This window comes from Streptomyces sp. NPDC051136 (genome assembly GCF_044455745.1).
Taxonomy (GTDB): domain Bacteria; phylum Actinomycetota; class Actinomycetes; order Streptomycetales; family Streptomycetaceae; genus Streptomyces.
This window is the reverse complement of record NZ_JBITFE010000003.1, coordinates 264,910-290,683: the sequence shown is the minus strand read 5'-3', so window position 1 is coordinate 290,683 and position 25,774 is coordinate 264,910. Positions and strand designations below refer to the sequence as shown.

The 25,774-nt window shown below is 70.9% G+C and carries 21 protein-coding genes; 14 read left to right on the top strand and 7 right to left on the bottom strand.

What is annotated here, in order from left to right; translation table 11 throughout:
- Window positions 1-106 precede the first annotated feature (106 nt).
- Both dcd and ACIBCJ_RS10480 read left to right on the top strand, forming a co-directional pair.
- Window positions 107-682, top strand: a complete 576-nt coding sequence (gene dcd / locus ACIBCJ_RS10485; RefSeq protein ID WP_127892587.1) for a dCTP deaminase — start codon at window positions 107-109, stop codon at window positions 680-682.
- A 25-nt stretch (window positions 683-707) separates the two neighbouring features.
- Entirely contained in the window at window positions 708-1,205 is a 498-nt protein-coding gene (locus tag ACIBCJ_RS10480; protein ID WP_031043129.1) for a phosphoribosyltransferase, read from the top strand.
- A gap of 74 nt (window positions 1,206-1,279) precedes the next feature.
- Here ACIBCJ_RS10480 and ACIBCJ_RS10475 read toward each other — a convergent pair whose 3' ends face one another.
- The 4 genes from ACIBCJ_RS10475 to ACIBCJ_RS10460 form a co-directional block, all read right to left on the bottom strand.
- A complete protein-coding gene (locus tag ACIBCJ_RS10475; RefSeq protein ID WP_365979400.1) occupies window positions 1,280-4,525 on the bottom strand; it encodes an FG-GAP-like repeat-containing protein in 3,246 nt (1,081 codons plus the stop codon).
- A 159-nt stretch (window positions 4,526-4,684) separates the two neighbouring features.
- Window positions 4,685-5,698: a Yip1 family protein gene (locus ACIBCJ_RS10470; RefSeq protein WP_365979399.1), complete on the bottom strand. Its 1,014-nt coding sequence runs from the start codon at window positions 5,696-5,698 to the stop codon at window positions 4,685-4,687.
- A gap of 69 nt (window positions 5,699-5,767) precedes the next feature.
- Window positions 5,768-7,060: a VCBS repeat-containing protein gene (locus tag ACIBCJ_RS10465; RefSeq protein WP_365979398.1), complete on the bottom strand. Its 1,293-nt coding sequence runs from the start codon at window positions 7,058-7,060 to the stop codon at window positions 5,768-5,770.
- Window positions 7,061-7,191: 131 nt separating this feature from the next.
- Window positions 7,192-9,474 carry a (Fe-S)-binding protein gene (locus tag ACIBCJ_RS10460; protein WP_365979397.1) on the bottom strand — a complete coding sequence of 761 codons (2,283 nt, stop codon included), beginning with the start codon at window positions 9,472-9,474 and terminating at the stop codon, window positions 7,192-7,194.
- A 457-nt stretch (window positions 9,475-9,931) separates the two neighbouring features.
- Between ACIBCJ_RS10460 and dnaK the strand changes: the two genes are divergently transcribed.
- The 6 genes from dnaK (at window position 9,932) to ACIBCJ_RS10430 (ending at window position 16,731) form a co-directional block, all read left to right on the top strand.
- A complete protein-coding gene (dnaK, locus tag ACIBCJ_RS10455) occupies window positions 9,932-11,791 on the top strand; it encodes a molecular chaperone DnaK (protein WP_362099687.1) in 1,860 nt (619 codons plus the stop codon).
- Complete coding sequence (grpE, locus tag ACIBCJ_RS10450; RefSeq protein ID WP_362099690.1) at window positions 11,788-12,501, top strand: nucleotide exchange factor GrpE; 714 nt, start codon at window positions 11,788-11,790, stop codon at window positions 12,499-12,501. The genes dnaK and grpE overlap by 4 nt, the downstream gene beginning before the upstream one ends.
- 45 nt (window positions 12,502-12,546) lie before the next feature.
- Window positions 12,547-13,740 carry a molecular chaperone DnaJ gene (gene dnaJ, locus ACIBCJ_RS10445; protein ID WP_362099693.1) on the top strand — a complete coding sequence of 398 codons (1,194 nt, stop codon included), beginning with the start codon at window positions 12,547-12,549 and terminating at the stop codon, window positions 13,738-13,740.
- Window positions 13,741-13,745: 5 nt separating this feature from the next.
- Entirely contained in the window at window positions 13,746-14,201 is a 456-nt protein-coding gene (locus tag ACIBCJ_RS10440; RefSeq protein WP_133888702.1) for a heat shock protein transcriptional repressor HspR, read from the top strand.
- A 222-nt stretch (window positions 14,202-14,423) separates the two neighbouring features.
- Window positions 14,424-15,539, top strand: coding sequence for a substrate-binding domain-containing protein (locus ACIBCJ_RS10435; protein ID WP_362099697.1), 1,116 nt, complete (start codon window positions 14,424-14,426; stop codon window positions 15,537-15,539).
- 154 nt (window positions 15,540-15,693) lie between these two features.
- Complete coding sequence (locus ACIBCJ_RS10430; protein ID WP_362099700.1) at window positions 15,694-16,731, top strand: helix-turn-helix transcriptional regulator; 1,038 nt, start codon at window positions 15,694-15,696, stop codon at window positions 16,729-16,731.
- On the opposite strand, the gene ACIBCJ_RS10425 is transcribed toward ACIBCJ_RS10430, so the two are convergent.
- Window positions 16,694-17,677, bottom strand: coding sequence for a LuxR C-terminal-related transcriptional regulator (locus ACIBCJ_RS10425; RefSeq protein ID WP_362099704.1), 984 nt, complete (start codon window positions 17,675-17,677; stop codon window positions 16,694-16,696). The two genes, ACIBCJ_RS10430 and ACIBCJ_RS10425, sit on opposite strands and share 38 nt — an antisense overlap.
- Complete coding sequence (locus ACIBCJ_RS10420; RefSeq protein ID WP_365979396.1) at window positions 17,674-18,711, bottom strand: helix-turn-helix transcriptional regulator; 1,038 nt, start codon at window positions 18,709-18,711, stop codon at window positions 17,674-17,676. Before ACIBCJ_RS10420 ends, ACIBCJ_RS10425 begins: the two co-directional genes overlap by 4 nt.
- Before the next feature lie 116 nt (window positions 18,712-18,827).
- Here ACIBCJ_RS10420 and ACIBCJ_RS10415 point away from each other — a divergent pair, with 116 nt between their 5' ends.
- The 4 genes from ACIBCJ_RS10415 to ACIBCJ_RS10400 all read left to right on the top strand — a co-directional run bounded on the left by ACIBCJ_RS10415 (window position 18,828) and on the right by ACIBCJ_RS10400 (window position 22,973).
- Window positions 18,828-19,007: a hypothetical protein gene (locus ACIBCJ_RS10415; protein ID WP_362099917.1), complete on the top strand. Its 180-nt coding sequence runs from the start codon at window positions 18,828-18,830 to the stop codon at window positions 19,005-19,007.
- A 1-nt stretch (window position 19,008) separates the two neighbouring features.
- Entirely contained in the window at window positions 19,009-19,344 is a 336-nt protein-coding gene (locus tag ACIBCJ_RS10410; protein ID WP_133888697.1) for a hypothetical protein, read from the top strand.
- A gap of 334 nt (window positions 19,345-19,678) precedes the next feature.
- Complete coding sequence (gene clpB / locus ACIBCJ_RS10405; RefSeq protein WP_362099711.1) at window positions 19,679-22,276, top strand: ATP-dependent chaperone ClpB; 2,598 nt, start codon at window positions 19,679-19,681, stop codon at window positions 22,274-22,276.
- Window positions 22,277-22,436: 160 nt separating this feature from the next.
- Window positions 22,437-22,973 carry a YbjN domain-containing protein gene (locus ACIBCJ_RS10400; protein WP_133888695.1) on the top strand — a complete coding sequence of 179 codons (537 nt, stop codon included), beginning with the start codon at window positions 22,437-22,439 and terminating at the stop codon, window positions 22,971-22,973.
- A 78-nt stretch (window positions 22,974-23,051) separates the two neighbouring features.
- On the opposite strand, the gene ACIBCJ_RS10395 is transcribed toward ACIBCJ_RS10400, so the two are convergent.
- Window positions 23,052-24,242, bottom strand: a complete 1,191-nt coding sequence (locus ACIBCJ_RS10395; protein WP_362099715.1) for a pyridoxal phosphate-dependent aminotransferase — start codon at window positions 24,240-24,242, stop codon at window positions 23,052-23,054.
- 239 nt (window positions 24,243-24,481) lie between these two features.
- Here ACIBCJ_RS10395 and ACIBCJ_RS10390 point away from each other — a divergent pair, with 239 nt between their 5' ends.
- Together ACIBCJ_RS10390 and ACIBCJ_RS10385 are read left to right on the top strand one after the other, a co-directional pair.
- Window positions 24,482-24,778 (top strand): hypothetical protein, encoded by a 297-nt coding sequence (locus ACIBCJ_RS10390; protein WP_365979395.1) that lies wholly within the window; start codon window positions 24,482-24,484, stop codon window positions 24,776-24,778.
- A gap of 398 nt (window positions 24,779-25,176) precedes the next feature.
- Window positions 25,177-25,713, top strand: a complete 537-nt coding sequence (locus ACIBCJ_RS10385) for a DUF2617 family protein (protein WP_362099721.1) — start codon at window positions 25,177-25,179, stop codon at window positions 25,711-25,713.
- Window positions 25,714-25,774: the final 61 nt, after the last annotated feature.

Below are 25,774 nucleotides of genomic sequence, written 5' to 3'. Positions count from 1 at the left end.
GCGCGGGAGCGGCAGAGCGGGAGCAGCACAGCGGTACAGAGTAGGTCCGGGCGCGCGGCGCGGCGGCGGTTGTCGCTGCTCCGCGCGCCTTGCGTATCCTCGGTGCGTGCTTCTCTCAGACAAGGACATCCGGGCCGAGATCGACAACGGTCGGGTGCGGATCGATCCGTTCGACGACTCCATGGTGCAGCCGTCGAGCATCGACGTGCGCCTCGACCGCTATTTCCGGGTGTTCGAGAATCACCGGTACCCGCACATCGACCCCTCCGTCGAGCAGGTGGATCTGACCCGGCTCGTGGAGCCGGAGGGCGACGAGCCGTTCATCCTGCACCCCGGCGAGTTCGTGCTGGCCAGCACGTACGAGGTCATCACGCTGCCGGACGATCTCGCCTCCCGGCTCGAAGGCAAGAGCTCGCTCGGGCGGCTCGGGCTGGTCACGCACTCCACCGCCGGGTTCATCGACCCGGGCTTCTCGGGGCACGTGACGCTGGAGCTGAGCAATCTCGCGACCCTGCCGATCAAACTGTGGCCGGGGATGAAGATCGGGCAGCTGTGCATGTTCCGGCTCACGTCGCCGGCCGAGCACCCGTACGGGAGCGAGCGTTACGGGTCCCGTTACCAGGGCCAGCGGGGGCCGACCGCCTCCCGGTCCTTCCTCAATTTCCATCGGACCCAGGTATGAACCCAGTGATGAGCAGGACGCGCGCATGAGTGATGTTCGGGAGAATCTGACCTACGAGCAGTTCGGCGTCGCCGTGCGCGAGCTGGCGCAGGCCGTCGCGGACGACGGGTACGAGCCGGACATAGTGCTCTCCATCGCCCGCGGTGGCGTCTTCGTCGCCGGCGGGCTCGCGTACGCGCTCGACTGCAAGAACATCCACCTGGTGAACGTGGAGTTCTACACCGGCGTGGGGACCACCCTCGACATGCCCGTCATGCTCGCGCCCGTCCCGAACGTCATCGACTTCTCCGACAAGAAGGTCCTGATCACCGACGACGTCGCCGACACCGGCAAGACGCTCAAGCTGGTGCGGGACTTCTGCCTCGACACGGTCGCCGAGGTCCGCAGCGCGGTGATCTACGAGAAGTCGCACTCCCTCGTCCAGTGCGAGTACGTGTGGAAGCGCACCGACGAGTGGATCAACTTCCCGTGGAGCGTCTTGCCTCCAGTAGTGCGGCGCGACGGCCAGGTGCTCGACGCCTGACGGTGACGGAAGAGGGCCCCCGGTGCGATGTCGTCGCGCCGGGGGCCCCTCGTTCGTGTGCGGGCCGGGTGGGATCAGTACAGCCCCTTGAAGGTGTTCCAGCCGCCCGTGCCGACCAGGACCCGGCCGGCGTACGTGCCGGCTCCCGTGGACGCGTACCGCCACAGCTTCCCGGTGGTGTCGCGGGCCAGCAGATCCGCGCGGCCGTCGCCGGTCAGGTCGCCGGTGCCGACCAGGGCGGAGTAGACGTTCCAGCCGCCGCCGATCCGTTCCCGCTTGGTCACGCCGCCGGCCGCGGTGCCGTAGTACCGCCACAGGACACCGGCGGAGTCCTGGCCGAGCAGGTCACCGCGCCCGTCGCCGTTCAGGTCCCCGGCGCCGGTGATCCACTTGTACAGCTTCCAGTCGGTCTGGATCCGCACCCGGGACTTCAGGTGGTGGTCCGCTGTGCCCGCGTAGAAGTAGATGTCGCCGGTGCTCTTCTGGCGGGCGATCAGGTCGGTGAAGCCGTCCCCGTTCAGGTCGCCCGGCGAGGTCAGCTGGTCGTACTGGGCCCAGCCCTTGCCGATCGGCGTGTACGGCGAGGAGGCGCCGACGATCTTGCCGCAGCCCGGGCGGTAGGCCCGCAGCTCGTCGCCGACCCGCGCCAGCACGTCGGCGCAGCGGTCGCCGTCCACGTCGCCGACGGGCACGAGCACCGAGCCGGTGGGGAGCGCGCCGCCGGTTCCGGCGAGGCGGGACGACACTCCGCCGGTCCCGGTGCCCCGGTACATCGACACGGCGCCGGCGGCGTCCGTCGTCAGGAGGTCGCCGAAGCCGTCGTCGCCGGCCATGTCCCGCCACACGGCGGTGCCGCCGGTGACCGGCACGGTGCCGGAGACGGACAGGCCGGCCCCGACGCCGTCGGCGGGCTTCGCGGTCAGGGTCCAGGTGTGGGCGCCGTTCGCGACGTACTTCCCGGCGGCGTCCTTGCCGTCCCAGGAGGCCGAGACCAGGCCGCGGGCCTCACCGCCGGACACGGTGCGCACGGTCTTGCCGCTCGCCTTGTTCTTCAGCGTCAGCGTCCAGGAGGCCGCCGGCTTCGACAGCCACCAGCGGGACGTCCACGGCGCCCCGGCCCGGATGTCCAGGGCCGGTGAGGTCTCCGCGTCGATGACGCTGATCCCGGAGGCGGGGACGCCCGACGGGACGATCCGCACCCGGCGGTCCTCGCCCGTGTAGGCGACGTGGCCGCCGAAGCGGTCCACGGTCCAGCCGGCCCGGGGGACGGTCCGGTCGCCCAGCTCGGCGGCGGTGACGATCACGTGCCGCGGCAGGTCCGCCTCCGTGCCGCCGGCCGGGAGGCCGCCGTGCAGGTCGACGAGGGTCAGGCCGGTCGTGTCCGACTGGCGGACCAGGTAGCCGTCGCCGAGGAGGGCCTTGCCGGTGCCGAGCCGCAGGGAGCGCTTGGTCTGCCGGTCGTAGACGCCGCCGCCCGGGTAGTTGGGCCAGGAGTCGTCGCACTGCCAGTACACCCAGCGGCCGACGGCCTGGAGGTCGCGCGGGACGCATCCCGCGTCGAAGGTCTCGCCGGCGGCACCCGTCGACAGGTTCTTCGCGGTCACCGTGGTCGGCAGTTCCAGTGCGGGGTCGTCCCAGCTGCCGGTGGCGCTCCAGAGCGTGTTGCCCCAGACGGAGGCCGCGGTGATCTCCCGCTTCTCCAGGACGTTCCCGGTGTCGCCGTCCTTGAAGCGGAGGACGGCCTGCGTGCCGCCCGAGGCCTCGTTGGCGATGCCGTACCGGCCGGAGAGGCCGATCAGCTCGGGGCTGTAGAAGCCCGAGGTCACCCGCGGTCCCCAGGCGGAGTCGCCGTTGCGGTAGAGCATGGTGACGCCCTGCTCGGTCGCGGCCTCGCGTCCGTGGTGGCCGTCGCCGCTCGCGAACATGGTGACGCAGTAGCCGTTCTCGGAGTCGCCGCAGTCGTCGTCACGGCCGCTCACGAGACCGTCGACGGTGGAGTTCAGCTCCTCCGGGCGGCCGGAGGTCTTCAGCCAGGTGCTGCGGTAGGCGCCGACGTAGGTGCCCGGCATGTAGAGCTTGGAGTCGTCGGCCGTGGTGAGGATGCCGCTGCCCAGCGAGATGCCGTACGGCTCGGCCTCCCGGTCCTCGATGTCGGCGACGCGCTTGCGGGTGACGGTGCCGTCGGCGGCGGGGGTGAGGAGGTAGTACCCCCAGTCCAGCGGACCGTAGTCGGTGGCCTTCACCGCGCCGGTCACCAGCAGCGAGCCGTCGGGCGTGCGGTGCAGCGGGGGGGAGGCGACGGTCAGCAGGGTCTTCGCGCTGCGGCCCTCGGCGTCCCTCAGGGTGAGCGCGTTGCCGCGGTACTCGTTGTTGCCGCCGTTGGGCGGGGACACGGTGGCGAAGCCGCCGGCGAAGGGCACGATCGTGTCGCCGTAGGCCACCTCCCGCAGGTCGAGGGTGGTCGGCTCGGCGTTCAGGTCGTCCCGCCGGTACACCTGGGCGGCGTAGGACTCGGGGGCGCCGAGGTGGAAGACGGTGTCGCGGTCGAAGGCGACGCTCTCGCCGTGCGTGGACAGCGTCTTCAGCGACCCGGTGGCGAGGTCGACGACCCACCACCCCTGTGACATCCGGGAGTCCTCCCACTTGATCGCGCGGACGGCCACGGACCGGGTGTCGCCCGAGCTGATGCTGAGGTGCCAGCCCTCCGGCAGCCCTTCCAGCTTCCGGTCCCGCACCGAGCCGTTCTCCTGGCGCAGCAGGTGCAGGCCGGTCGCGGCGTCCTCGGTTCCGGTGCGGGTGATGACGGTGTCGCCGTAGGTGGCGACGTACGTCTGGCCCTCCGGGATCGGGACGGTGACCTTCGGTCCTTCGCTGCCGGCCCGCTGCTGGAGCGTCACGTGCGGGGACGGGGACGGTGCGTAGAGGGCGACGGTGTCGGAGCCGTGGCCGAAGTCCCCGGGGTACTCGGCGAAGCGGAAGTCGTCCACGTCGTAGGCGAGCGGCTCGGGCAGCCGGTGGTCGAGGACGGTCGTCGCGCCGGTGGCGTAGTCGATCCAGCGCAGGCGGTCGTCGCCCTCCTGCGCGGTGAGGAAGCCGGTCTCGCCGGAGTTCAGGACGACGGTGGCGCGGGGCACGAAGCGTGCGCCCGGGCTGACGACGACGGGGTCGGCGGACGCGGCGGTGGTCCCGGCGGCCGCCACGGCGGGAGTGCCGACGGTCGCGGTGCCGATGCCGGCGGTCACGGCGAGCGTGACGGTGAGAGCGGTACGGCCGAGCGCACGCCGACGGCGCACGGCCCGCTTGTGCAGCGGACGAATCACGAAAGAGGTCCCTCCCCAGGGCGGTCGCGCAGGGGGGCGTTTCACGATGCCGCCGCTCGTCCTGCGCGAGCAGGGCGACAGTAGCACCTGGTGATCGCCGCGCGGCAGGGAAAAGGCCCCCGGTGTGCGTCACACCGGGGGCCTTCGTGCGGCCGGCTGTCAGAAGGTGCCGAGCTTCACGATCGACAGCAGGGCGATCAGCTGGATCGCGGACGCGCCGAGCGCCTTGGGCCAGGGCAGGTCGTGGGAGCGGCCGACCATGAGGGTGAACAGGGCGCCGGCCGCGACCCAGGTGGCCCAGCCGAGGATCTGGACGAAGGGCGCGTCGCCGCCGGCGAACATCGCGACGACCAGGCGCGGTGCGTCCGTGAGGGACATGATCAGCATGGAGAGGCCGACCGTGGGCTGCCAGGCGCCGTCGCCGCCGAGCTGGCGGGCCAGGGTGTGGGTGACCACGCCCAGGACGAAGGCGCTGAGCACCAGCGCGACCGCCGTGGTCAGGACGATCGGGATCGCGTTGGACAGGGTGGCGTTGATCGCCTCCTCGCGGGCGCCGTCGAAGCCGAAGACGGCCAGCAGCCCGTAGAGGAAGGTGACGATGAGCGCCGGGGCCCACATCGCGTAGTCGCGCATCTGGAGGAAGGTCTGTCCGGGCGCGAGGACGACGCCCTTCAGCAGGTCCTTCCAGTGCAGGCGGGGGCCGACGGGGCCGGGCGCCGGGGCGGAACCGGCGCGGTAGGTGTCGCCCTGGCTGTAGGGGTCGTCGACGGTGAACGCCTGGGTGTGGCCCGGGTTGTTGGCCGCGTACGGGTCGTACGGGGCCTGCGGGGGCTGTCCGCCGTGGCCGTAGCCGCCGTCGCCGAAGTACTCCGGTTCACCGTGGCCGCCGCCGTGTGCCTGGGGCCATGGTGATCCGCCGGGAGCCGGGCCGGGGCCGCCACCTCCGTAGGGCGGCTGCGGGTACGGCTGCTGGGGCGTCGCCGGGCCGCCGTACGACGGTCCCTGGGGCGCCTGCTGTCCGTACGGGGGGCGTTGCGGTCGCGTGTGTGGAGCGCCGTTGTCCCGGCCGCGTCCGATCCTGAATCCAGCCACGCCTTCGAACGTACCTGGTCCCGGAGAGTGACGTGCGGGGCCCGGCCGTTCGGGGGGTCCTTTGCGGCCGAGCTGTGACATCCCCTACGGGTGGTCCCCGAGGCGTCCCCGAGGCCCCGCCGACGGGTCGCGCGCGTGTTCCGTCGTGCCTCAGGGCGTCAGGAACTGCGAGGTCGAGAAGGTGACCGCGGGCTCCGCCGTCACCGTGCCCTTCGCCGTGCCCCGGTGGACCTCGACGGTGTCCTTCGTGTCGCCCCGGGCCGTGCACACCACCAGGTCGGCCAGGCCGTCGCCGTCGAAGTCGCCGACCGTCAGCACCCGCGTCGTGCCCGTCGTCGCCGACCGCACCGTGACCGCGCCCCGTGTCGTGGGGCCCGTCCGGCTGCCGGGGTACACGCGTACGCCGGAGCCGCCGGTGACCAGCTCGCTCAGGCCGTCGCCGTCGAAGTCGGCGGCGTCGAGCGTCGAGCCGGGGGTGTCGAGGGTGCCTCGTGCGGCGGTGGGCAGGTCGTAGCGCAGCGCGGTGGCGTCCCCGGTGCCCACGGCCGCGTCCAGGGCCTCGCCCCTGCCGAAGGCGCCGAGGGCGACGTCGACGCCGGCGGGCAGGGTGACCCCGGGGCGGGTCGGGCCGTCCGGGCCGCCCAGGACGACGGCCGCCTGGCCGGGGCCCGTGGAGGTGCGGACGACCAGGTCGTCGTACCCGTCGCGGTTCACGTCGGCGGCGGGGCCGGTCGGCGCCTCGCCGGGGGAGGGGACGGGGGCGCCGGTGCGGGCGGGGGCGCCCTTGCGGGTGAAGGGGCCGCGCAGGTAGCTGAGGCGGCCGGCGGAGGCGTGGACGACCAGGTCCTCGGCGCCGTCGCCGTCGAAGTCGCCGCACACCGGGCGCTCGGGCCAGTCGTTGCCGTAGCGGGCCCGGGCGGGGACGGTGAGCGGGACGGCGCGGACCGGTCCCGAGGGGGAGCCGAAGAGGATCTGGAGGGGGACCGGGGGGCGGCCCCGGCCGTCGTAGGGCGGGTCGGTGGTGACCACCAGGTCGGTGAAGCCGTCGCCGTCGAGGTCGCAGCTCGCCTCGGCCTCGAACACGGCCGGCACCTGGCCGTCGGTCGGTGCCGCGTGCCGCTTCGGGGTGAGCAGCTGCCGGGCCCCGGGCACCGGTCCGCGGGGCGAGCCGTAGACGATGCCGATGCCCGCGTCGTCCGCGTGGCTCTCCGCCGTGACCAGGTCGTCGAGGACCAGGTCGCGGTGGCCGTCGCCGTTGAAGTCGTCGGGGACCTCGCTGCCCCGGCCGCGCGGGACGGGGAGCAGGGCGGGGGCCTCGGCGGCGCGCACCGGGGTGGGTCCGGCGTCCTCGGCGGCGGGCGCCGTGTCGTGGCCGCAGGCGGTGAGCAGCAGCAGACAGCCGGCGGCGGCCGTGCCGGTCAGCGTGTGTCTTCGCAGGCGCACCGTTCACCTCGTCCGTATCAACCCGTATCAGCGACAACGACCGGTTCATGATGCACGCGTTCGGGATACGGCGACACCCCCGGGTCCGCTCGGGACTCGGGGGTGTCGGCGCAGGAGGCGGACGCGGGCGGCTACTTCACCGGCTCCGGCGTCGGCTCGTTCTCCGGCTCGGGTTCGCCGGCCGGGTCGGCCGGGGTCTTGACGGAGTCCAGCAGGAGCTGGGCGACGTCGACGACCTGGATGGACTCCTTGGCCTTGCCCTCGTTCTTCTTGCCGTTGACCGAGTCGGTCAGCATGACGAGGCAGAACGGGCAGGCGGTGGAGACGATGTCGGGGTTGACGGAGAGGGCCTCGTCGACGCGCTCGTTGTTGATGCGCTTGCCGATCCGCTCCTCCATCCACATCCGCGCGCCGCCGGCGCCGCAGCAGAAGCCGCGCTCCTTGTGGCGGTGCATCTCCTCGTTGCGGACGCCCGGGACGGCGGCGATGATCTCGCGCGGGGGCGTGTAGATCTTGTTGTGCCGGCCCAGGTAGCAGGGGTCGTGGTAGGTGATGATGCCCTCGACCGGGGTGACCGGGAGCAGCTTGCCCTCGTCGACGAGGTGCTGGAGCAGCTGGGTGTGGTGGATGACCTCGTAGTCGCCGCCGAGCTGCGGGTACTCGTTGCCGAGGGTGTTGAGGCAGTGCGGGCAGGTGGCGACGATCTTCTTCGCCGACCTGGGCTTCGCCGACTCGGGCGTCACCTTGCCGTCGTCGTCCATCTCCTCGCCGAAGGCGGCGTTGAGGGACATGACGTTCTCCATGCCGAGCTCCTGGAACAGGGGCTCGTTGCCGAGGCGGCGGGCGGAGTCACCGGTGCACTTCTCGTCGCCGCCCATGATCGCGAACTTGACGCCCGCGATGTGCAGCAGCTCGGCGAAGGCCTTGGTGGTCTTCTTGGCGCGGTCCTCCAGGGCGCCGGCGCAGCCGACCCAGTAGAGGTACTCGACCTCGGTGAGGTCCTCGATGTCCTTGCCGACGACCGGGACCTCGAAGTCCAGCTCCTTGAGCCATTCCAGGCGCTGCTTCTTGGCCAGGCCCCAGGGGTTGCCCTTCTTCTCCAGGTTCTTGAGCATCGTGCCCGCCTCGGACGGGAACGCGGACTCGATCATGACCTGGTAGCGACGCATGTCGACGATGTGGTCGACGTGCTCGATGTCGACGGGGCACTGCTCGACGCAGGCGCCGCAGGTGGTGCAGGACCACAGGACGTCCGGGTCGATGACGCCGTTCTCTTCGAGGGTGCCGATCAGCGGGCGCTCGGCCTCGGCCAGAGCGGCCGCCGGGACACCGGCGAGCTGCTCCTCGCTCGCCTTCTCCTCGCCCTCCATCGTCTTGCCGCCGCCGGCCAGCAGGTAGGGGGCCTTGGCGTGCGCGTGGTCGCGCAGGGACATGATCAGGAGCTTGGGGGAGAGCGGCTTGCCGGTGTTCCAGGCGGGGCACTGCGACTGGCAGCGGCCGCACTCGGTGCAGGTGGAGAAGTCCAGCAGGCCCTTCCAGGAGAACTGCTCGACCTGGGAGACGCCGAAGACGTCGTCGTCGCCGGGGTCGGTGAAGTCGATCGGCTTGCCGCCCGAGGTCATCGGGAGCAGCGCGCCGAGCGAGGTGCCGCCCTTCGCGTCCCGCTTGAACCAGATGTTCGGGAAGGCCAGGAAGCGGTGCCAGGCCACGCCCATGTCGGTCTTCAGCGCGACCGTGATCATCCAGATGAAGGAGGTAGCGATCTTCAGGCCGGCGAAGAAGTAGACGAGGTTCTGCAGCGTGCCGAGGTCCGCGTCCCGCAGCGCGGAGACGACCGGGTACGAGATGAAGAACGACGCCTCGTAGCCGTCCACGTGGTGGAGGGCGCCCTCCAGCGCGTGCAGCATGAAGATGCAGACGCCGACGATGAGGATGACGGCCTCGACGAAGTACGCCTGGCCGAAGTTGGAGCCGGCGAAGCGGGACTTGCGGCCCGGCCGGTTCGGCTTGCTCACCTGGCGGATCGCGATCAGGACCAGGATGCCGAGCACCGTCATCGTGCCGATGAACTCGACGAAGACGTTGTACGGCGCCCAGTCGCCGATGACCGGCAGGATCCAGTCGGCCTCGAAGAGCTGGCCGACGGCGTTGACGATGGTCAGCAGCAGGGAGAAGAAGCCCACCGCGACGAACCAGTGCGCCACCCCGACGATGCCCCAGCGGTTCATCCGGGTGTGGCCGAGGAACTCCCTGACCACGGTGACGGTGCGGTCCACGGGGTCGTTGGTCCGCGTTCCGGCCGGCACCGGCTGGCCCAGCCGCATGTAGTTGAAGATCTGCAGGACGGCGCGGCCGAACAGTGCGACGCCGACCACGATCAGGACCAGCGACACGATGATCGCGGCGAGTTGCATTTGGGGGCTCCTCGGGCCTGCGAGGTTACGAGGGGGCGGTATTACTAAGCGGTAACTTATTCAGTCCGTCTGAGACTACCCCCATCCTCCGCCGCACTGTAGTCGGACGTGCGGTGATCTGCGTCGCTGAGGCAACCCTGACCCCGCCGGCCCCGTACGTCCGGGTGAGCCGGGCGGCGCGCGCGGGTCCGCTCACCGCCCGGGGTCGCCGTCCGCCGGGCGCGGGGGGAGTCGGCGCCGCCTCACGGGGCAACCGGAGCCCCGGGCGACGCCTCTTCCGCGTGGCGTTTTTTCCGGTTCGTCAGGCCGGGTGTGCCGGGAAAGCGCAGGTCAGAACGCTGTTGCGTGTAAGGAACGGATAAGAGTTGAGCCTGCCCGGCTCACGTCTGTTGACCCATCGCCGGGCGTCATGCACACTTGAGCCTGTTCCACTCAAGTCAGCTGGAGGTTATTCACCATGGCACGTGCGGTCGGCATCGACCTGGGCACGACTAACTCCGTCGTCAGCGTTCTGGAGGGCGGCGAGCCCACCGTCATCACCAACGCCGAGGGCGCCAGGACCACGCCGTCCGTCGTCGCCTTCGCCAAGAACGGCGAGGTGCTCGTCGGCGAGGTGGCCAAGCGCCAGGCGGTCACGAACGTCGACAGGACCATCCGCTCGGTCAAGCGCCACATGGGCACCGACTGGAAGGTCAACCTGGACGGCAAGGACTTCAACCCGCAGCAGATCAGCGCCTTCGTGCTGCAGAAGCTGAAGCGGGACGCCGAGTCCTACCTGGGCGAGAAGGTGACCGACGCGGTCATCACCGTCCCGGCGTACTTCAACGACGCCGAGCGCCAGGCCACCAAGGAGGCCGGTGAGATCGCGGGCCTCAACGTCCTGCGCATCGTCAACGAGCCGACCGCCGCCGCGCTGGCGTACGGCCTGGACAAGGACGAGCAGGTCATCCTGGTCTTCGACCTCGGTGGCGGTACGTTCGACGTCTCGCTGCTGGAGATCGGCGACGGTGTCGTCGAGGTGAAGGCCACCAACGGTGACAACAACCTCGGTGGTGACGACTGGGACCAGCGCGTCGTCGACTACCTGGTCAAGCAGTTCCAGTCCGGCCACGGCGTGGACCTGGCCAAGGACAAGATGGCCCTCCAGCGTCTGCGCGAGGCCGCCGAGAAGGCCAAGATCGAGCTGTCCTCGTCCACCGAGACGACGATCAACCTGCCCTACATCACGGCGTCCGCCGAGGGCCCGCTGCACCTGGACGAGAAGCTCACCCGGGCCCAGTTCCAGCAGCTGACCTCCGACCTGCTGGAGCGCTGCAAGACGCCGTTCCACAACGTCATCAAGGACGCCGGCATCCAGCTGTCCGAGATCGACCACGTCGTTCTCGTCGGTGGCTCCACCCGCATGCCCGCCGTCGCGGAGCTCGTCAAGGAGCTGACCGGCGGCAAGGACGCCAACAAGGGCGTCAACCCGGACGAGGTCGTCGCCATCGGCGCCGCCCTGCAGGCCGGTGTCCTCAAGGGTGAGGTCAAGGACGTCCTGCTGCTCGACGTCACCCCGCTGTCCCTCGGCATCGAGACCAAGGGCGGCATCATGACCAAGCTGATCGAGCGGAACACGACGATCCCGACCAAGCGCTCGGAGATCTTCACCACCGCCGAGGACAACCAGCCCTCCGTGCAGATCCAGGTCTACCAGGGCGAGCGCGAGATCGCGGCGTACAACAAGAAGCTCGGGATGTTCGAGCTGACCGGTCTGCCGCCGGCGCCCCGCGGCGTGCCGCAGATCGAGGTCGCCTTCGACATCGACGCCAACGGCATCATGCACGTGACCGCGAAGGACCTGGGCACGGGCAAGGAGCAGAAGATGACCGTCACCGGCGGCTCCTCGCTGCCGAAGGACGAGGTCGACCGCATGCGCCAGGAGGCGGAGAAGTACGCGGAGGAGGACCACGCCCGCCGCGAGGCCGCCGAGTCCCGCAACCAGGGCGAGCAGCTCGTCTACCAGACGGAGAAGTTCCTCAAGGACAACGAGGACAAGGTCCCCGGCGAGGTGAAGACCGAGGTCGAGTCCGCCGTCGCCGAGCTGAAGGAGAAGCTCAAGGGCGAGGACACCGCCGAGATCCGCACCGCCACCGAGAAGGTCGCCGCCGTCTCGCAGAAGCTGGGCCAGGCCATGTACGCCGACGCCCAGGCCGCGCAGGCCGCCGGCGGCGAGGCCCCGGGCGCCGACGCGGGTGCCGCCTCCGGTGACAAGGCCGACGACGACGTCGTCGACGCCGAGATCGTGGACGACGAGCGCAAGGACGGTGCCGCGTGACGGAGGAGACCCCGGGTTTCGACGAGAAGCCCGACGTCCCCTCCGGCGCCACCCCTGACGACGCCGAGCCGAAGGCCGCCTCCGAAGAGGGGGCGGCCCCGGCCGGGGACGCGAGCGAGAACGCGGGCCTGGTGGCCCAGCTGGACCAGGTGCGCACCGCGCTGAACGAGCGCACGGCGGACCTCCAGCGGCTCCAGGCCGAGTACCAGAACTACCGCCGCCGGGTGGAGCGGGACCGCGTCGCGGTCAAGGAGGTCGCCGTCGCGAACCTCCTGTCCGAGCTGCTTCCCGTGCTCGACGACGTCGGGCGCGCCCGGGAGCACGGCGAGCTGGTCGGCGGCTTCAAGTCCGTCGCGGAGTCGCTGGAGACCACGGTCGCCAAGCTGGGCCTCCAGCAGTTCGGCAAGGAGGGCGAGCCCTTCGACCCGACGATCCACGAGGCCCTGATGCACTCCTACGCACCGGACGTCACCGAGACGACCTGCGTGGCGATCCTGCAGCCCGGGTACCGGATCGGCGAACGCACCATCCGCCCCGCGCGGGTGGCGGTCGCCGAGCCCCAGCCGGGCGCCCAGACGGTCAAGCCGGCCGAGGACGCCACCGACGCGCAGGACGCCTCCGGCCCGGAGGACGGCGCCGGGAACCCCGGAGGCTCCGGGACCGCCGGGTCCGCCGGGAACAAGGAGAGCGGTGGCCCGGACGAGGGCTGAGCTCGAGGTGACGACGGGTAAGGCGCGAGAGGAGGGACGTCGGGGATGAGCACGAAGGACTTCATCGAGAAGGACTACTACAAGGTTCTCGGCGTCCCCAAGGACGCCACCGAGGCCGAGATCAAGAAGGCGTACCGGAAGCTCGCCCGCGAGAACCACCCGGACGCCAACAAGGGAAACGTCAAGGCGGAGGAGCGCTTCAAGGAGATCTCCGAGGCCAACGACATCCTCGGTGACCCCAAGAAGCGCAAGGAGTACGACGAGGCCCGCTCCCTCTTCGGCAACGGAGGCTTCCGTCCGGGGCCGGGCGCGGGCGGCGGCGGCACCTTCAACTTCGACCTGGGCGACCTCTTCGGAGGCGGCGCCCAGGGCGGGGGCCAGGGCGCCGGCGGCTTCGGCGGCGGCCTCGGGGACGTCTTCGGCGGCCTGTTCAACCGCACCGGCGGCTCACCGGGCGGCGGCACCCGCACCCAGCCGCGGCGCGGGCAGGACATCGAGTCCGAGGTCACCCTCAGCTTCACCGAGGCCATCGAGGGCGCGACCGTGCCGCTGCGGATGTCCTCGCAGGCGCCCTGCAAGGCCTGTTCGGGCACCGGCGACAAGAACGGCACGCCGCGCGTGTGCCCGACCTGCGTCGGCACCGGGCAGGTCGCGCGGGGCTCGGGCGGCGGCTTCTCGCTGACCGACCCGTGCCCGGACTGCAAGGGCCGCGGCCTGATCGCCGAGGACCCCTGCGACGTGTGCAAGGGCTCCGGGCGCGCCAAGTCCTCGCGGACGATGCAGGTCCGTATCCCCGCCGGGGTGTCGGACGGGCAGCGCATCCGGCTGCGCGGCAAGGGCACGCCCGGCGAGCGGGGCGGCCCGGCGGGCGACCTGTACGTGGTCGTGCACGTCAAGGAGCACCCGGTCTTCGGACGCCGGGGCGACAACCTCACCGTCACCGTCCCGGTCACCTACACCGAGGCGGCCCTCGGCGGTGAGATCCGGGTCCCCACCCTGGGCGGGCCGCCCGTCACGCTGAAGCTGCCGGCCGGTACGCCGGGCGGTCGTACGATGCGGGCGCGGGGCAAGGGCGCGGTACGCAAGGACGGCACCCGCGGCGACCTTCTGGTCACCGTGGAGGTGAGTGTTCCGAAGGACCTGACGGGGAAGGCTCGTGACGCGCTGGAGGCGTATCGCGAGGCGACCGCGGACGAGGATCCGCGGGCGGAGTTGTTCCAGGCCGCGAAGGGAGCTTGACGGGAATGGACGGTCGGCGACGCAATCCGTACGAACTGACCGAGGACACCCCGGTCTACGTCATCTCGGTGGCGGCCCAGCTCTCCGGACTGCACCCGCAGACCCTGCGCCAGTACGACCGCCTCGGCCTGGTCTCCCCGGACCGCACCGCGGGCCGCGGCCGTCGGTACTCGGCCCGTGACATCGAACTGCTCCGTCAGGTCCAGCAGTTGTCGCAGGACGAAGGCATCAACCTGGCCGGAATCAAGCGCATCATCGAACTGGAGAACCAGGTCGCCGCGCTCCAGGCCCGGGCCGCCGAGCTGGCCGACGCACTCGACGGCGCGGCCACCGCGATGCGTCAGCGCGAGGCCGCGGTACACGCGTCGTACCGCCGTGACCTGGTCCCTTACCAAGAGGTACAGCAGACCAGCGCGTTGGTGGTCTGGCGGCCCAAGCGCCACGGGCAGTCCCCGGACTGACCGGACCGGCAGGCGGCGCAACGGAAACGGCACGGCGAGCCCCGGAGGACCCACCCGTCCTCCGGGGCTTGTTCGCAACGGTGCTGTCTCATTGGTCTAGTACTTCTTGACGATTTGGTGAAGACAGCGTTGGCTTCCTTCACCAAGGGTCGCCGGGGCCACCCGAGTCGCCCCCGGCCCCCGGTTCACCACCCACACCCGTGTGTCGGAAGGCAAAGCGCAGTGAGTAGCCGTGCCCGTCGTATCGCCATATCCGTGGCCGCGTCCCTGCTGACGTTCCCGCTGGCCTCCTGCGGCGTGCTGGGCGCGTCGGGGGGCAGCGACGACGCGAGCCCGACCAAGGGCAACGACATCACCGTCGGGTTGCTTCTCCCGGAGAAGGAGAACACGCGCTACGAGCAGTTCGACTACCCCTTCTTCAAGGCGAAGGTCGGTGACCTCACGCGCGACGAGGGCAACGTCAAGTACGCCAACGCCGAGGCCAGCGCCGCCAAGCAGGCCCAGCAGATGCAGCAGATGGTCGACGAAGAGGTCGACGTGATCGTGCTGGACGCGGTCGACGCGCACGCCATCGGGGACAGCGTCCAGAAGGCCAAGGACGCCGGCATCCCCGTCATCGCCTACGACCGGCTGGCCGAGGGCCCGATCGACGCCTACATCTCCTTCGACAACGAGCTGGTCGGCGAGGTCCAGGGCCGCTCGCTCATCGAGGCGCTCGGCGGCGACCCGAGCAGCTCCGACAAGATCGTCATGATGAACGGCTCGTCCACCGACCCGAACGCGAAGCAGTTCAAGGCGGGCGCGCTGTCCGAGCTGAACGGCAAGCTGACGATCGCCCAGTCCTTCGACACCAAGGACTGGAAGCCGGAGAACGCCGAGGCGAACATGACCGAGGCGATCGGGAAGATCGGCAAGAAGAACATCGCGGGCGTCTACTCCGCCAACGACGGCATGGCCGGCGGCATCATCAAGGCCCTGGAGGACGCGGGCGTCACCGACCTGCCCCCGATCACCGGCCAGGACGCGGAGCTCGCGGCGGTGCAGCGCATCGTCACCGGCGAGCAGTACATGAGCGTGTACAAGTCCTACCCGCAGGAGGCGGAGAACGCCGCGGAGATGGCCGTGGCGCGGGTCCAGGGCCGCGACATCCAGTTCGAGGCGCTCGCCCGCGACAAGGTCGACAGCCCCACCCACAAGGGCATCCCCGCCCAGCTCGTGCCCGTCGTCGCCCTCACCAAGGACAACATCGAGGACACGGTGCTCGCGGAGGGCTTCTACAAGGTCACCGACATCTGCACCGCCAAGTTCGAGGCCGCGTGCAAGGAGGCGGGGCTGTAGCGGTCCTCGTGTCGCCCCGGTTCTCCGGCCCGGACATTTCGGTCGCGACCGGCGCCCCGCGCGTTCCGCTGCGCGCGGACCCGTGTTGCGGTGGCCGGTGCGAGCCGCGCATAGTTGCGCTGCGGAGGAGCCGGAACCGGGGGTGGGATGGGCGATGACCGGGCACGGGGCTCAGGAGCACCCGCACGGGGCCGACCGGCTGTGCGCGACCGGCGACCGCGTGTACTCCCGGGCCGTACGGCGCGGCCGGGTGCGTCGCCGGGACGCCGAGCCGGTTCCCTGCCTCCTCGAACTGGCCCTGCTGCACCCCGACCCCGACGACATGGACTGGCTGGTGCCGACCTCCCCGCAGGAGGTCATGACACGGCTGCTGCGCGGGGTCCACGACGAGGTCAGCGCCAGTCAGCGGCGAGTGGGCTCGGCCGTGGAGGCCTTCGAGTGGTACGCGAGCCTCGGCCGGCTGTTCCAGGCCCCGGCCGGCCCGGAGAGCACGGCGATCCGGGTCCTCGACGGGCTGTCCCGTATCCAGGCCGCGATGGACGAGGCGACGGCGGCCTGCACGACGGAGGTGCTCACCGTGCAGCCCGGCGGCATCCGGCGCGAGCACGAGCTGTCGGAGGGGCTGCACCGGGCGCTGGCGCTGCGCGGGCGCGGGGTGCGGATGCGGGACCTGTACACGCACGTGGCCCGGCACGGGCAGGGTCTGCTCAACTACCTGGAGCTGATGGGTGACGCGGTGGAGGCCCGCACCCTGGACGAGGTCATCGACCGCCTCATCCTCTTCGACCGCACGGTCGCCTTCATCCCCGCCAACACCGACCGCACGGTGGCCCTCGAACTGCGTCACCCGGCCCTGATCGCCTACCTGGTCACGGTCTTCGAGCGGCTGTGGCGCCTGGCGATCCCGTTGACGGCGCCCCTGCCCGACACCGGCATCGAGGGCATCTCCCATCGCGAGCAGTCCATCGCGGCGCTCCTCGCCGAGGGCCACCAGGACGCGGTGATCGCGGAGCGCCTCGGCATCAGCGTCCGCACGGCCCGCGCGCACATCGCGCGCCTCTCGGAGACCCTGGGCGCGACCAGCCGCACCCAGCTGGGCGTGCGCATCGCCCAGGCCGGCCTGGACGGCTCCCCCCGCAGCGCCCCGGCCCCCGTCATCCTTCCCGGTCGAGAATCCCCGACCGCCCGATGAGGTACCCGAGCTGAGCCCGGCTCTCGCTGCCGAGGGTGGCGGCGAGCTTGGCGATGTGGACCCGGGCGGTGCGCACGTTCATGCCGAGGCGGTCGGCGATGTCCGAATCGGTGTAACCCTCGATGAGGAGGGCGGCTATGGCGCGCTGGCGGGGAGGGATGCCGTTGAGGGTGGGCTGGTGGACGGCCTGGGGATACATGGGAGTGGCGAGGCGCCACAGGCGGTCGAAGGTGTTGACGAAGTAGGCGATGAGGGCGGGGTGGCGCACTTCCAGGGCGAGCGAGCGGTCGGCGCTGGCGGGGATGAAGGCGACGGCACGGTCGACGACGATCAGGCGTTCGGTGATCTCGTCGAGGGTGCGGGCCTCCACGTCGCCGGTCAACTGCTCGTAGCGGGCGCGCGCGTAGGGGGCGTGGCGCATGGTGTGCTGGTACAGGGCCCGGATGCGGGCGCCGCGGTCGAGGAAGGCCTGGTCCCGTTTCAGGGCGCCTTCGAGGATGTCGGGGCGCTTGGTGACGTGTGCGTCGTGCGGCTGGATCGCGAGGAGCTCCTGCGTGCCCTCGGCCATCGCCTCCTCGATGGCCTGTCCCGTGCGTCTCTTGCTGCTCAGGATCCTGAGCGCCGGGGTGTCCTCGTGGGCGAGGTCACGGCCGCCCATGCGGATGAGGGGCTCGAAGGCGTCGGCCATGCGCTGGCCGCGGCGTCTCTCGTCGGCGATGCGGTCCTCGGAGGAGCGGAGGAGGCGTTGCAGCGCCACCGTGGGCGGGACGGGTTCCAGTCGCTCCAGGTCGTCGACGGCGGGGTGCAGGAAGCCGAGGTCGACCAGGCACGGAGCGGTCGACACCTCGTCACTGCTCACGTGGCTCTCACGCAGAGCACGGGCGTAGAGAGCGAGCCCCGTCTCGCACAGTTCGTCGCCGCGGTGCTCGTGCGTCCCGCCCGTCATCGGTGGGCCTCCCCTCCCGGATTCTGGTTCCCCTGTTCAAGGATCCCAGACTGGGCTATGAGGTAACCGAGTTGGGCGCGGCTGCCGCTGCCCAGTGCCGTCGCCAGCTTGGCGATGTGCGCCCGGCAGGTGCGTACGTTCATGCCGAGGCGCCGGGCGATGGCCTCGTCGACGTGGCCCTCCACGAGGAGCTTGGCTATGGAGTGCTGGATGTCGGTGAGGCCGTCGGGGGCCGTCTCGTAGGGGGCGCCGGCGGTGAGCGGGACCGCTCGGCTCCAGATGAACTCGAACACCTTGATCAGGTAACCCACCAGGCCCGGGTGGCGGATCTCCAGAGCCACCTGTCGATCGTCGCGGACGGGAATGAACGCCACGGTCTCGTCGCAGATGATCAGGCGTTCCACCAGTTCGTCGATGGTGCGGTACTCGGCCTTGCCGCTGGAGAAGCGGTCCACGTAGGCGAGCCGCTCGGGACTGTAGCGTGCTGTGTGCTGGTACAGCGTCCGGATCCGCACTCCGCGCTCGGTCAGGGTCCTGTCGCGCTCCAGACCCTCGATGACCCTCCGCTCCGGATGGCGTGCGCTGGGCTGGATGCTCAGGACCTCGTTCGTGCACTGGTTCGTCGCCAGGTCGAGGGCGGCGTTGATGCGGTCGAGGCCCTCCAGCACGGTGATCGAGTGGGTGGAGGTCACGCCTTGCGCACTGAGGGCCATGAACGGCTCCAGGGCTTCGGCCAGCTCGACGGATGCCCGCCTGCGTTCGGCGATCTCCCGCTCGATCGGATTGAGACGCTGGGCCAGGGCGACCGCGGGGGACACCGGACGCAGCAGGTCGGCATCGTCGGGGTCGGGATGCAGGAGGGCCAACTCCACGAGGCACGGCGCGGGTTGCGCGTCGGCGCGGGTGATGTATCCGGTACGCAGGGCGTTCGCGTACAGACGCCCTCCTTCCCTGCACAGTTCAGCAAGGGTATGGGGATGTGTCCCGTTGGTCCGATTCGTTGTCAAATCTCCACCCCCCAGGGTCCTGAACATGCAGGAACATGATGCACCGATTGTGTGGCCATGACGTGCCTGAATGAGCCATCGTCTTATCCGACGGGGGAAGAGGGGACCTTTAAATGAGGACGAAGCCGACTATGTCAAAGAGAATGCTTCGCTCGGTGCTTGTCGCCGCCTTCTCCGCCGTCGTGGCCTTCGGGGCTCTGAATGGCCTCGGTACCGCGCAGGGTGAAGGACGAGTGAGTAGCGTGGAGTCAGTGGCGGCGGTGCCCGCTGCGTCCGTCAGTGCGAACGCCGAAGCCACTACGAGTGACACCATTTGGTCGTGACATGACTACTCCACCTGACGACCGCTCCTTCCGGCGGGAGATGGCCACCGCCTACCGCTCCGGCTGGCACTTCATCGACCTGGTCACCGCGATCCCGCACGCCGGGGACTCCCTGATGGTGACCGTCTTCGGCGAGCCGGTCGTCGTCACGCTGGACGAGGACGGCGACGTGCGGGCGTACCGGTGTCTGCGGCGGCCTCGGGGGGCGCCGCAACCCGTGCGGTGTGCCATCCGGTACGGAATGATCTTTGTGAACCTGGACCAGCGGGACCACCGGCTCGATCAGCCGGAGAGTCCCGAAGTGCGGTCCATCTCGGCCACCCCCCGCAGTGCCTGACGCGATTCCCCCGTCGTAACAAATCGCTCAGGTGCTTCCCCCCGGCAGCGGCGTCACCGTGACCTGAACACGGTGACGCCGCTGTCGCATGTGCGGACATCTCGCGACACCCGCCGGCCCGCGGCGTGGCCGAAAAGGCCCTCGTGCGATGCGCACCGGCCCCGGTGGGTACACCGTTCTCCCGTGCCGTCCCGGCGAACCCGGCTCCGGGAACACGCGTCCGGCTCCCCTTGAGTGGAATAGACTCAACTTTGTGTAGGCTTTAAGAGGCAGCACAGGGAGACCGGAGACAGGCCGGACCGCCGACGGCCGACGCGAGGAGGAGAGCAAGAACGTGGACGCCGAGCTGACCAACCGGAGCCGGGACGCGATCAACGCGGCCAGCAACCGGGCCGTGACCGAGGGGAACGCCGACCTCACCCCCGCCCACCTGCTCCTCGCACTGCTCCAGGGGCAGGACAACGAGAACATCACCGACCTGCTGGCCGCCGTCGAGGCCGACCTCGCCGCCGTGCGCTCCGGCGCCGAGCGCATCGTCGCCGGGCTGCCCAGCGTGACGGGGTCCACCGTCGCGCCCCCGCAGCCCAGCCGTGAGATGCTCGCCGTGGTCGCCGACGCCCAGGCCCGCGCCAAGGAACTCGGGGACGAGTACCTCTCCACCGAGCACCTGCTCCTCGGCATCGCCGCGAAGGGCGGCGCGGCCGGTGAGGTACTGGAGGGGCAGGGAGCGAGTGCGAAGAAGCTGCAGGAGGCCTTCCGCAAGGCGAGGGGAGGGCGCCGGGTGACCACTCCCGACCCCGAGGGCCAGTACAAGGCCCTGGAGAAGTTCGGCACCGACCTCACCGCCGCGGCCCGGGACGGCAAGCTCGACCCCGTCATCGGGCGCGACCAGGAGATCCGGCGGGTGGTCCAGGTGCTCAGCCGGCGGACCAAGAACAACCCCGTCCTCATCGGCGAGCCCGGCGTCGGCAAGACCGCCGTGGTCGAGGGACTCGCCCAGCGGATCGTCAAGGGGGACGTGCCCGAGTCGCTGAAGGACAAGCGGCTGGTGGCGCTGGACCTCGGCGCCATGGTCGCCGGCGCCAAGTACCGCGGCGAGTTCGAGGAGCGGCTGAAGACCGTGCTCGCCGAGATCAAGGACTCCGACGGCCAGGTCGTCACCTTCATCGACGAGCTGCACACCGTCGTCGGGGCCGGCGCCGGCGGGGACTCCGCCATGGACGCCGGGAACATGCTCAAGCCGATGCTGGCCCGCGGTGAGCTGCGCATGGTGGGCGCGACCACGCTCGACGAGTACCGGGAGCGGATCGAGAAGGACCCCGCCCTGGAGCGGCGCTTCCAGCAGGTGCTGGTCGCCGAGCCGTCCGTCGAGGACTCCATCGCGATCCTGCGCGGCCTCAAGGGCCGCTACGAGGCCCACCACAAGGTGCAGATCGCGGACAGCGCGCTGGTGGCCGCCGCGAGTCTCTCCGACCGGTACATCACCTCCCGGTTCCTGCCCGACAAGGCCATCGACCTCGTCGACGAGGCCGCCTCGCGGCTGCGCATGGAGATCGACTCCTCGCCCGTCGAGATCGACGAACTCCAGCGCGCCGTCGACCGGCTGAAGATGGAGGAGCTGGCGATCGGCAAGGAGACCGACGCCGCCTCGCTGGAGCGTCTGGAGCGGCTGCGGCGCGACCTCGCCGACAAGGAGGAGGAGCTGCGCGGCCTCAACGCCCGCTGGGACAAGGAGAAGCAGTCCCTCAACCGGGTCGGCGAGCTGAAGGAGAAGCTCGACGAGCTGCGCGGCCAGGCCGAACGCGCCCAGCGCGACGGCGACTTCGACACCGCCAGCAAGCTGCTGTACGGCGAGATCCCCACCCTGGAGCGGGATCTGGAGGCCGCCTCCGAGGCCGAGGAGGAGGTGGCAAGGGACACCATGGTCAAGGAGGAGGTCGGCGCCGACGACATCGCGGACGTCGTCGCCTCCTGGACCGGCATCCCCGCCGGGCGCCTCCTGGAGGGCGAGACGCAGAAGCTGCTGCGCATGGAGGACGAGCTGGGCAGGCGGCTGATCGGGCAGACCGAGGCCGTACGGGCCGTCTCCGACGCCGTGCGCCGCTCCCGCGCCGGGATCGCCGACCCCGACCGGCCCACCGGGTCGTTCCTCTTCCTCGGTCCGACCGGTGTGGGCAAGACCGAGCTGGCCAAGGCACTCGCCGACTTCCTCTTCGACGACGAGCGGGCGATGGTCCGCATCGACATGTCGGAGTACAGCGAGAAGCACAGCGTCGCGCGGCTGGTCGGCGCCCCGCCCGGGTACGTCGGCTACGAGGAGGGCGGCCAGCTCACCGAGGCGGTGCGGCGCCGGCCGTACACCGTCGTGCTCCTCGACGAGGTGGAGAAGGCGCACCCCGAGGTCTTCGACATCCTGCTCCAGGTGCTGGACGACGGCCGTCTCACCGACGGACAGGGCCGCACCGTCGACTTCCGCAACACCATCCTGGTGCTCACCTCCAACCTGGGCAGCCAGTACCTGGTCGACCCGCTGACCGGGGAGGCGGAGAAGAAGGAGCAGGTCCTGGAGGTGGTCCGGGCGTCGTTCAAGCCGGAGTTCCTCAACCGGCTCGACGACCTCGTGGTCTTCTCGGCCCTGAGCAAGGACGAGCTGAGCCGGATCGCGCGGCTCCAGATCGAGGCGCTCGCCCGGCGGCTCGCCGAGCGCCGCCTCACCCTGGACGTCACCGACGACGCCCTGGCCTGGCTGGCCGTCGAGGGCATGGACCCGGCCTACGGCGCCCGCCCCCTGCGCCGCCTCGTGCAGACCGCGATCGGCGACCGGCTCGCCCGGGAGATCCTCTCCGGCGAGATCAAGGACGGCGACACGGTCCGCGTGGACCGCTTCGGCGACGACCTGATCGTGGGACCGGCCACCGGAAAGACGCTGTGACCGGACGCCCCGGCGACCCGCCCGTCGGGTTGCCGGGGCCCTCGGCGGGTACTCGACCGTCCGGATCGAGTCAGCCCAGGGCTGACAGGCGCCCGGCGGCTTGCCAGGCCCCTCCCCGCATGGTGGAGGATGGCCAGATCCGTACGAAGGGAAATTCACGGTGAGCATCGACCCGTCCTCGATTCCGAACTTCGGGGGCAAGCAGCCCGAGCCGCAGCCCCAAGGACCGGCGGGCCCCGTCGTCCCGGATCAGGATCTTGTGAAGCAGCTCCTCGAACAGATGGAGCTGAAGTACGTCGTCGACGACGAGGGCGACCTCGCGGCGCCGTGGGAGCAGTTCCGCACGTACTTCATGTTCCGCGGCGAGGGCGACCAGCAGGTCTTCTCGGTGCGGACGTTCTACGACCGGCCCCACCAGATCGACGAGAAGCCGCAGCTGCTCGAGTCGGTCGACGACTGGAACCGGCGCACCCTGTGGCCCAAGGTGTACTCCCACACCCACGACGACGGCACGGTCCGCCTGATCGGCGAGGCGCAGATGCTGATCGGCATGGGCGTCAGCCTGGAGCACTTCGTCTCCTCGACGGTCAGCTGGGTGCGGGCCGCCATCGAGTTCGACCGGTGGCTCGTGGAGCAGCTCGGCCTGGAGCAGGAAGTCAACGAGTCGGAGAAGCCGACCGACGAGGACGGCGAGTAGTCCGCCCTCGCGGCCGCACCGAGGAGAGCCCGGCCCCCCGCAGTCGCGGGGCGCCGGGCTCTCGTCGTCCGCGCGGGCTCACCCCGCCAGCGTCTCCAGCCGCCGCACCGCTTCCTCCAGCACCTCGGGCCGCTTGCAGAACGCGAAGCGCACGAAGGGCGCGCCCTCCTCGCGGTGGTCGTAGAAGACCGCGTTGGGGACGGCTACGACACCGGCCCGCTCGGGCAGCGAACGGCAGAAGGCGAAGCCGTCGCTCTCGCCCAGCGGACGGATGTCGGTGGTGACGAAGTACGTCCCGGCGGGCCGGTACACGCCGAAACCCGCCCGGGCCAGCCCCGCCGCCAGCAGGTCCCGCTTGGCGACCATGTCCTGCCGGTAGGCGGCGAAGTACGACTCCGGCAGCGCCAGGGCCTCGGCGACGGCGTACTGGAAGGGGCCCGAGGCCACGTACGTCAGGTACTGCTTGGCCGAGCGGACCGCCGTGACCAGGGCGGGAGCGGCGGTCACCCAGCCGACCTTCCAGCCGGTGAAGGAGAACGTCTTGCCCGCCGAACCGATGGTCACCGTGCGCTCCCGCATCCCCGGGAAGGACGCCAGCGGGATGTGCTCGGCGGCGTCGAAGACCAGGTGCTCGTACACCTCGTCCGTCACCACCAGCAGGTCCCGCTCCACCGCCAGCTCGGCGATCGCCGTCAGCTCCTGGCGGGTGAGGACCGTGCCGGTCGGGTTGTGCGGGGTGTTCAGCAGCAGCAGACGGGTGCGGTCGGTGACCGCGTCGCGCAGCTCGTCCAGGTCCAGCCGGAACGCTCCCTCGTGCGGGCGCAGGGTGACGGGCACCCGCGTACCGCCCGCCATCGCGATGCAGGCCGCGTACGAGTCGTAGTACGGCTCCAGCGCGACGACCTCGTCACCGGGCTCCAGCAGGGCCAGCAGGGCGGCGGCGATGGCCTCCGTGGCGCCCGCGGTGACCAGGACCTCCGTGTCGGGGTCGTAGGACAGGCCGTAGCGGCGGCGCTGGTGGTCGGTGACCGCGGCGCGCAGCTCGGGCACTCCGGGGCCCGGCGGGTACTGGTTGCCGCGCCCGTCGCGCAGCGCCCTCACGGCGGCCTCGCGGATCTCCTCCGGGCCCTCGGTGTCGGGGAAACCCTGACCGAGGTTGATGGCGCCGGTCCGCACCGCCAGGGCGGACATCTCGGCGAAGATCGTCGTCCCGAACTCCGCGAGCCGGCGGTTCAGGAGGGGACGGGCGCTGGAGCTCATCGAGGTCATGGCGGTCATCCTGCGCCGAAGCTCTGGACTTCCTCAACTCTGCTTTGGGCCGTGGCGGCGAAGGGCATCTCCCGTTCACGCAACGAGCTGGACGCAACGAGCTGGTCGCGAAGAGCCGCAAGCGAAGAGCTGGACGCGAAGAGCTTCACGACGTGATCGACACGCGGCGAGGCATCCGACGGGGGATTGCTTCGGGGGACTTCCGGGCGCGGGCCCGGATACGGAAGGAGGGTGGAGCCGTGTTCACAGGCATCATCCTGATCGTGGTCGCAGCCCTGCTGGTCAAGCTGTTCATGGGGGCGCGGCGCAGTTCGCACACCGTCCGGCCGAGGGGCGGCAGGAGTTCGCGCCGGTCGGGCACGGGCGGGGACGGCGGCAACAGCTGGTGGGTCGGTGACGGGGGCGGTTCGTCCTCGGACGGGCACCACTCGGGCAACTCCTGCGGGAACGGTTCTTCCTGCGGCGGCGGCTCGTCCTGCGGAGGCGGGTCGTCCTGCGGGGGAGGGGGCGGCGGCGGATGCGGCGGAGGCAGCTGACACGGGGCAGCTGAGCTCCGACAGGGGGAACCGCATCCCTGCCACGGGGCCCCTTCCTGGGACCGGGCCCCGCGTCCCCACACGGAGCGCCCGCCGGGCCGTCTGCCCGGCGGGCGCTTCCGCGCACCGGCGCACTCCGTACGGGCGGGGTGTGCGCTGTGGTTGAACAGTTGAGCTGTTGAGCCCCCTGAGGGATGGAAACGCCACGAAGTTGGGTAAAAACGCTGTGACGGTGCCATCGTTCATGATTCGCTTCCCCTCATCAACGCAGCTCCTCGGACGACCTGTTGACCCCCCTCCTGACCGGCCGACTGGGCTGAGCGGGCCGCATCCCCGGCAGCGCCCCGGATGCGCAGGCCCCCCACCTTCCTCTCCTTGTGTGCTTGCGGAGCCGATCCATGCTCACGACCCTGACAACCGCCTACACCGACACGCGCGCCGCCGACCTGGCCTGGGCGCTGGGACGCGAGCCGCTGCCCGCACTCGCCCGTCTCGATATCGAACTCACGGGCGCGAAACTGCAGTTGAGACTCCTCGGCGCCTCCCACCAGGTCCTGCTCGAAGAGGAGCGGGGCACCTGCTCCGAGACGGTGGCCTGCCTGGCCGGCAGCAGCACCCCCCTGCCCCTGGGCGTGGCCAAGCGGGTGGGCGACTGGGAGTACGAGTTCGCCGCCCGCGTGGAGGTGATGACGCCGGGCTCCTTCGCCGCCCGCGCCCAGGAGCTGCTCGCCCTCGTCTCCGACCACCCGCACGGTCTGGCCGGCGTCTTCCCGGGCAGTCCGCACGCCTTCACCGCGCTGCTGGCCCGTCGGCACGAGGGCCAGGTGCACTGGCGGACCTGGCACGCCTACCCGCAGGAGGGCCGCCTGGTGGCGACCCGCACCCGGGTGGGCGTGCCCGTGCCGACCTCGCGGCTCAGCCCGTCCCCGGTGTGAACGGGCGGCCGCCGACCGCCGACCGCGGGCGGGTCACGGCCGACGGCCGAGCGGGTGGGTG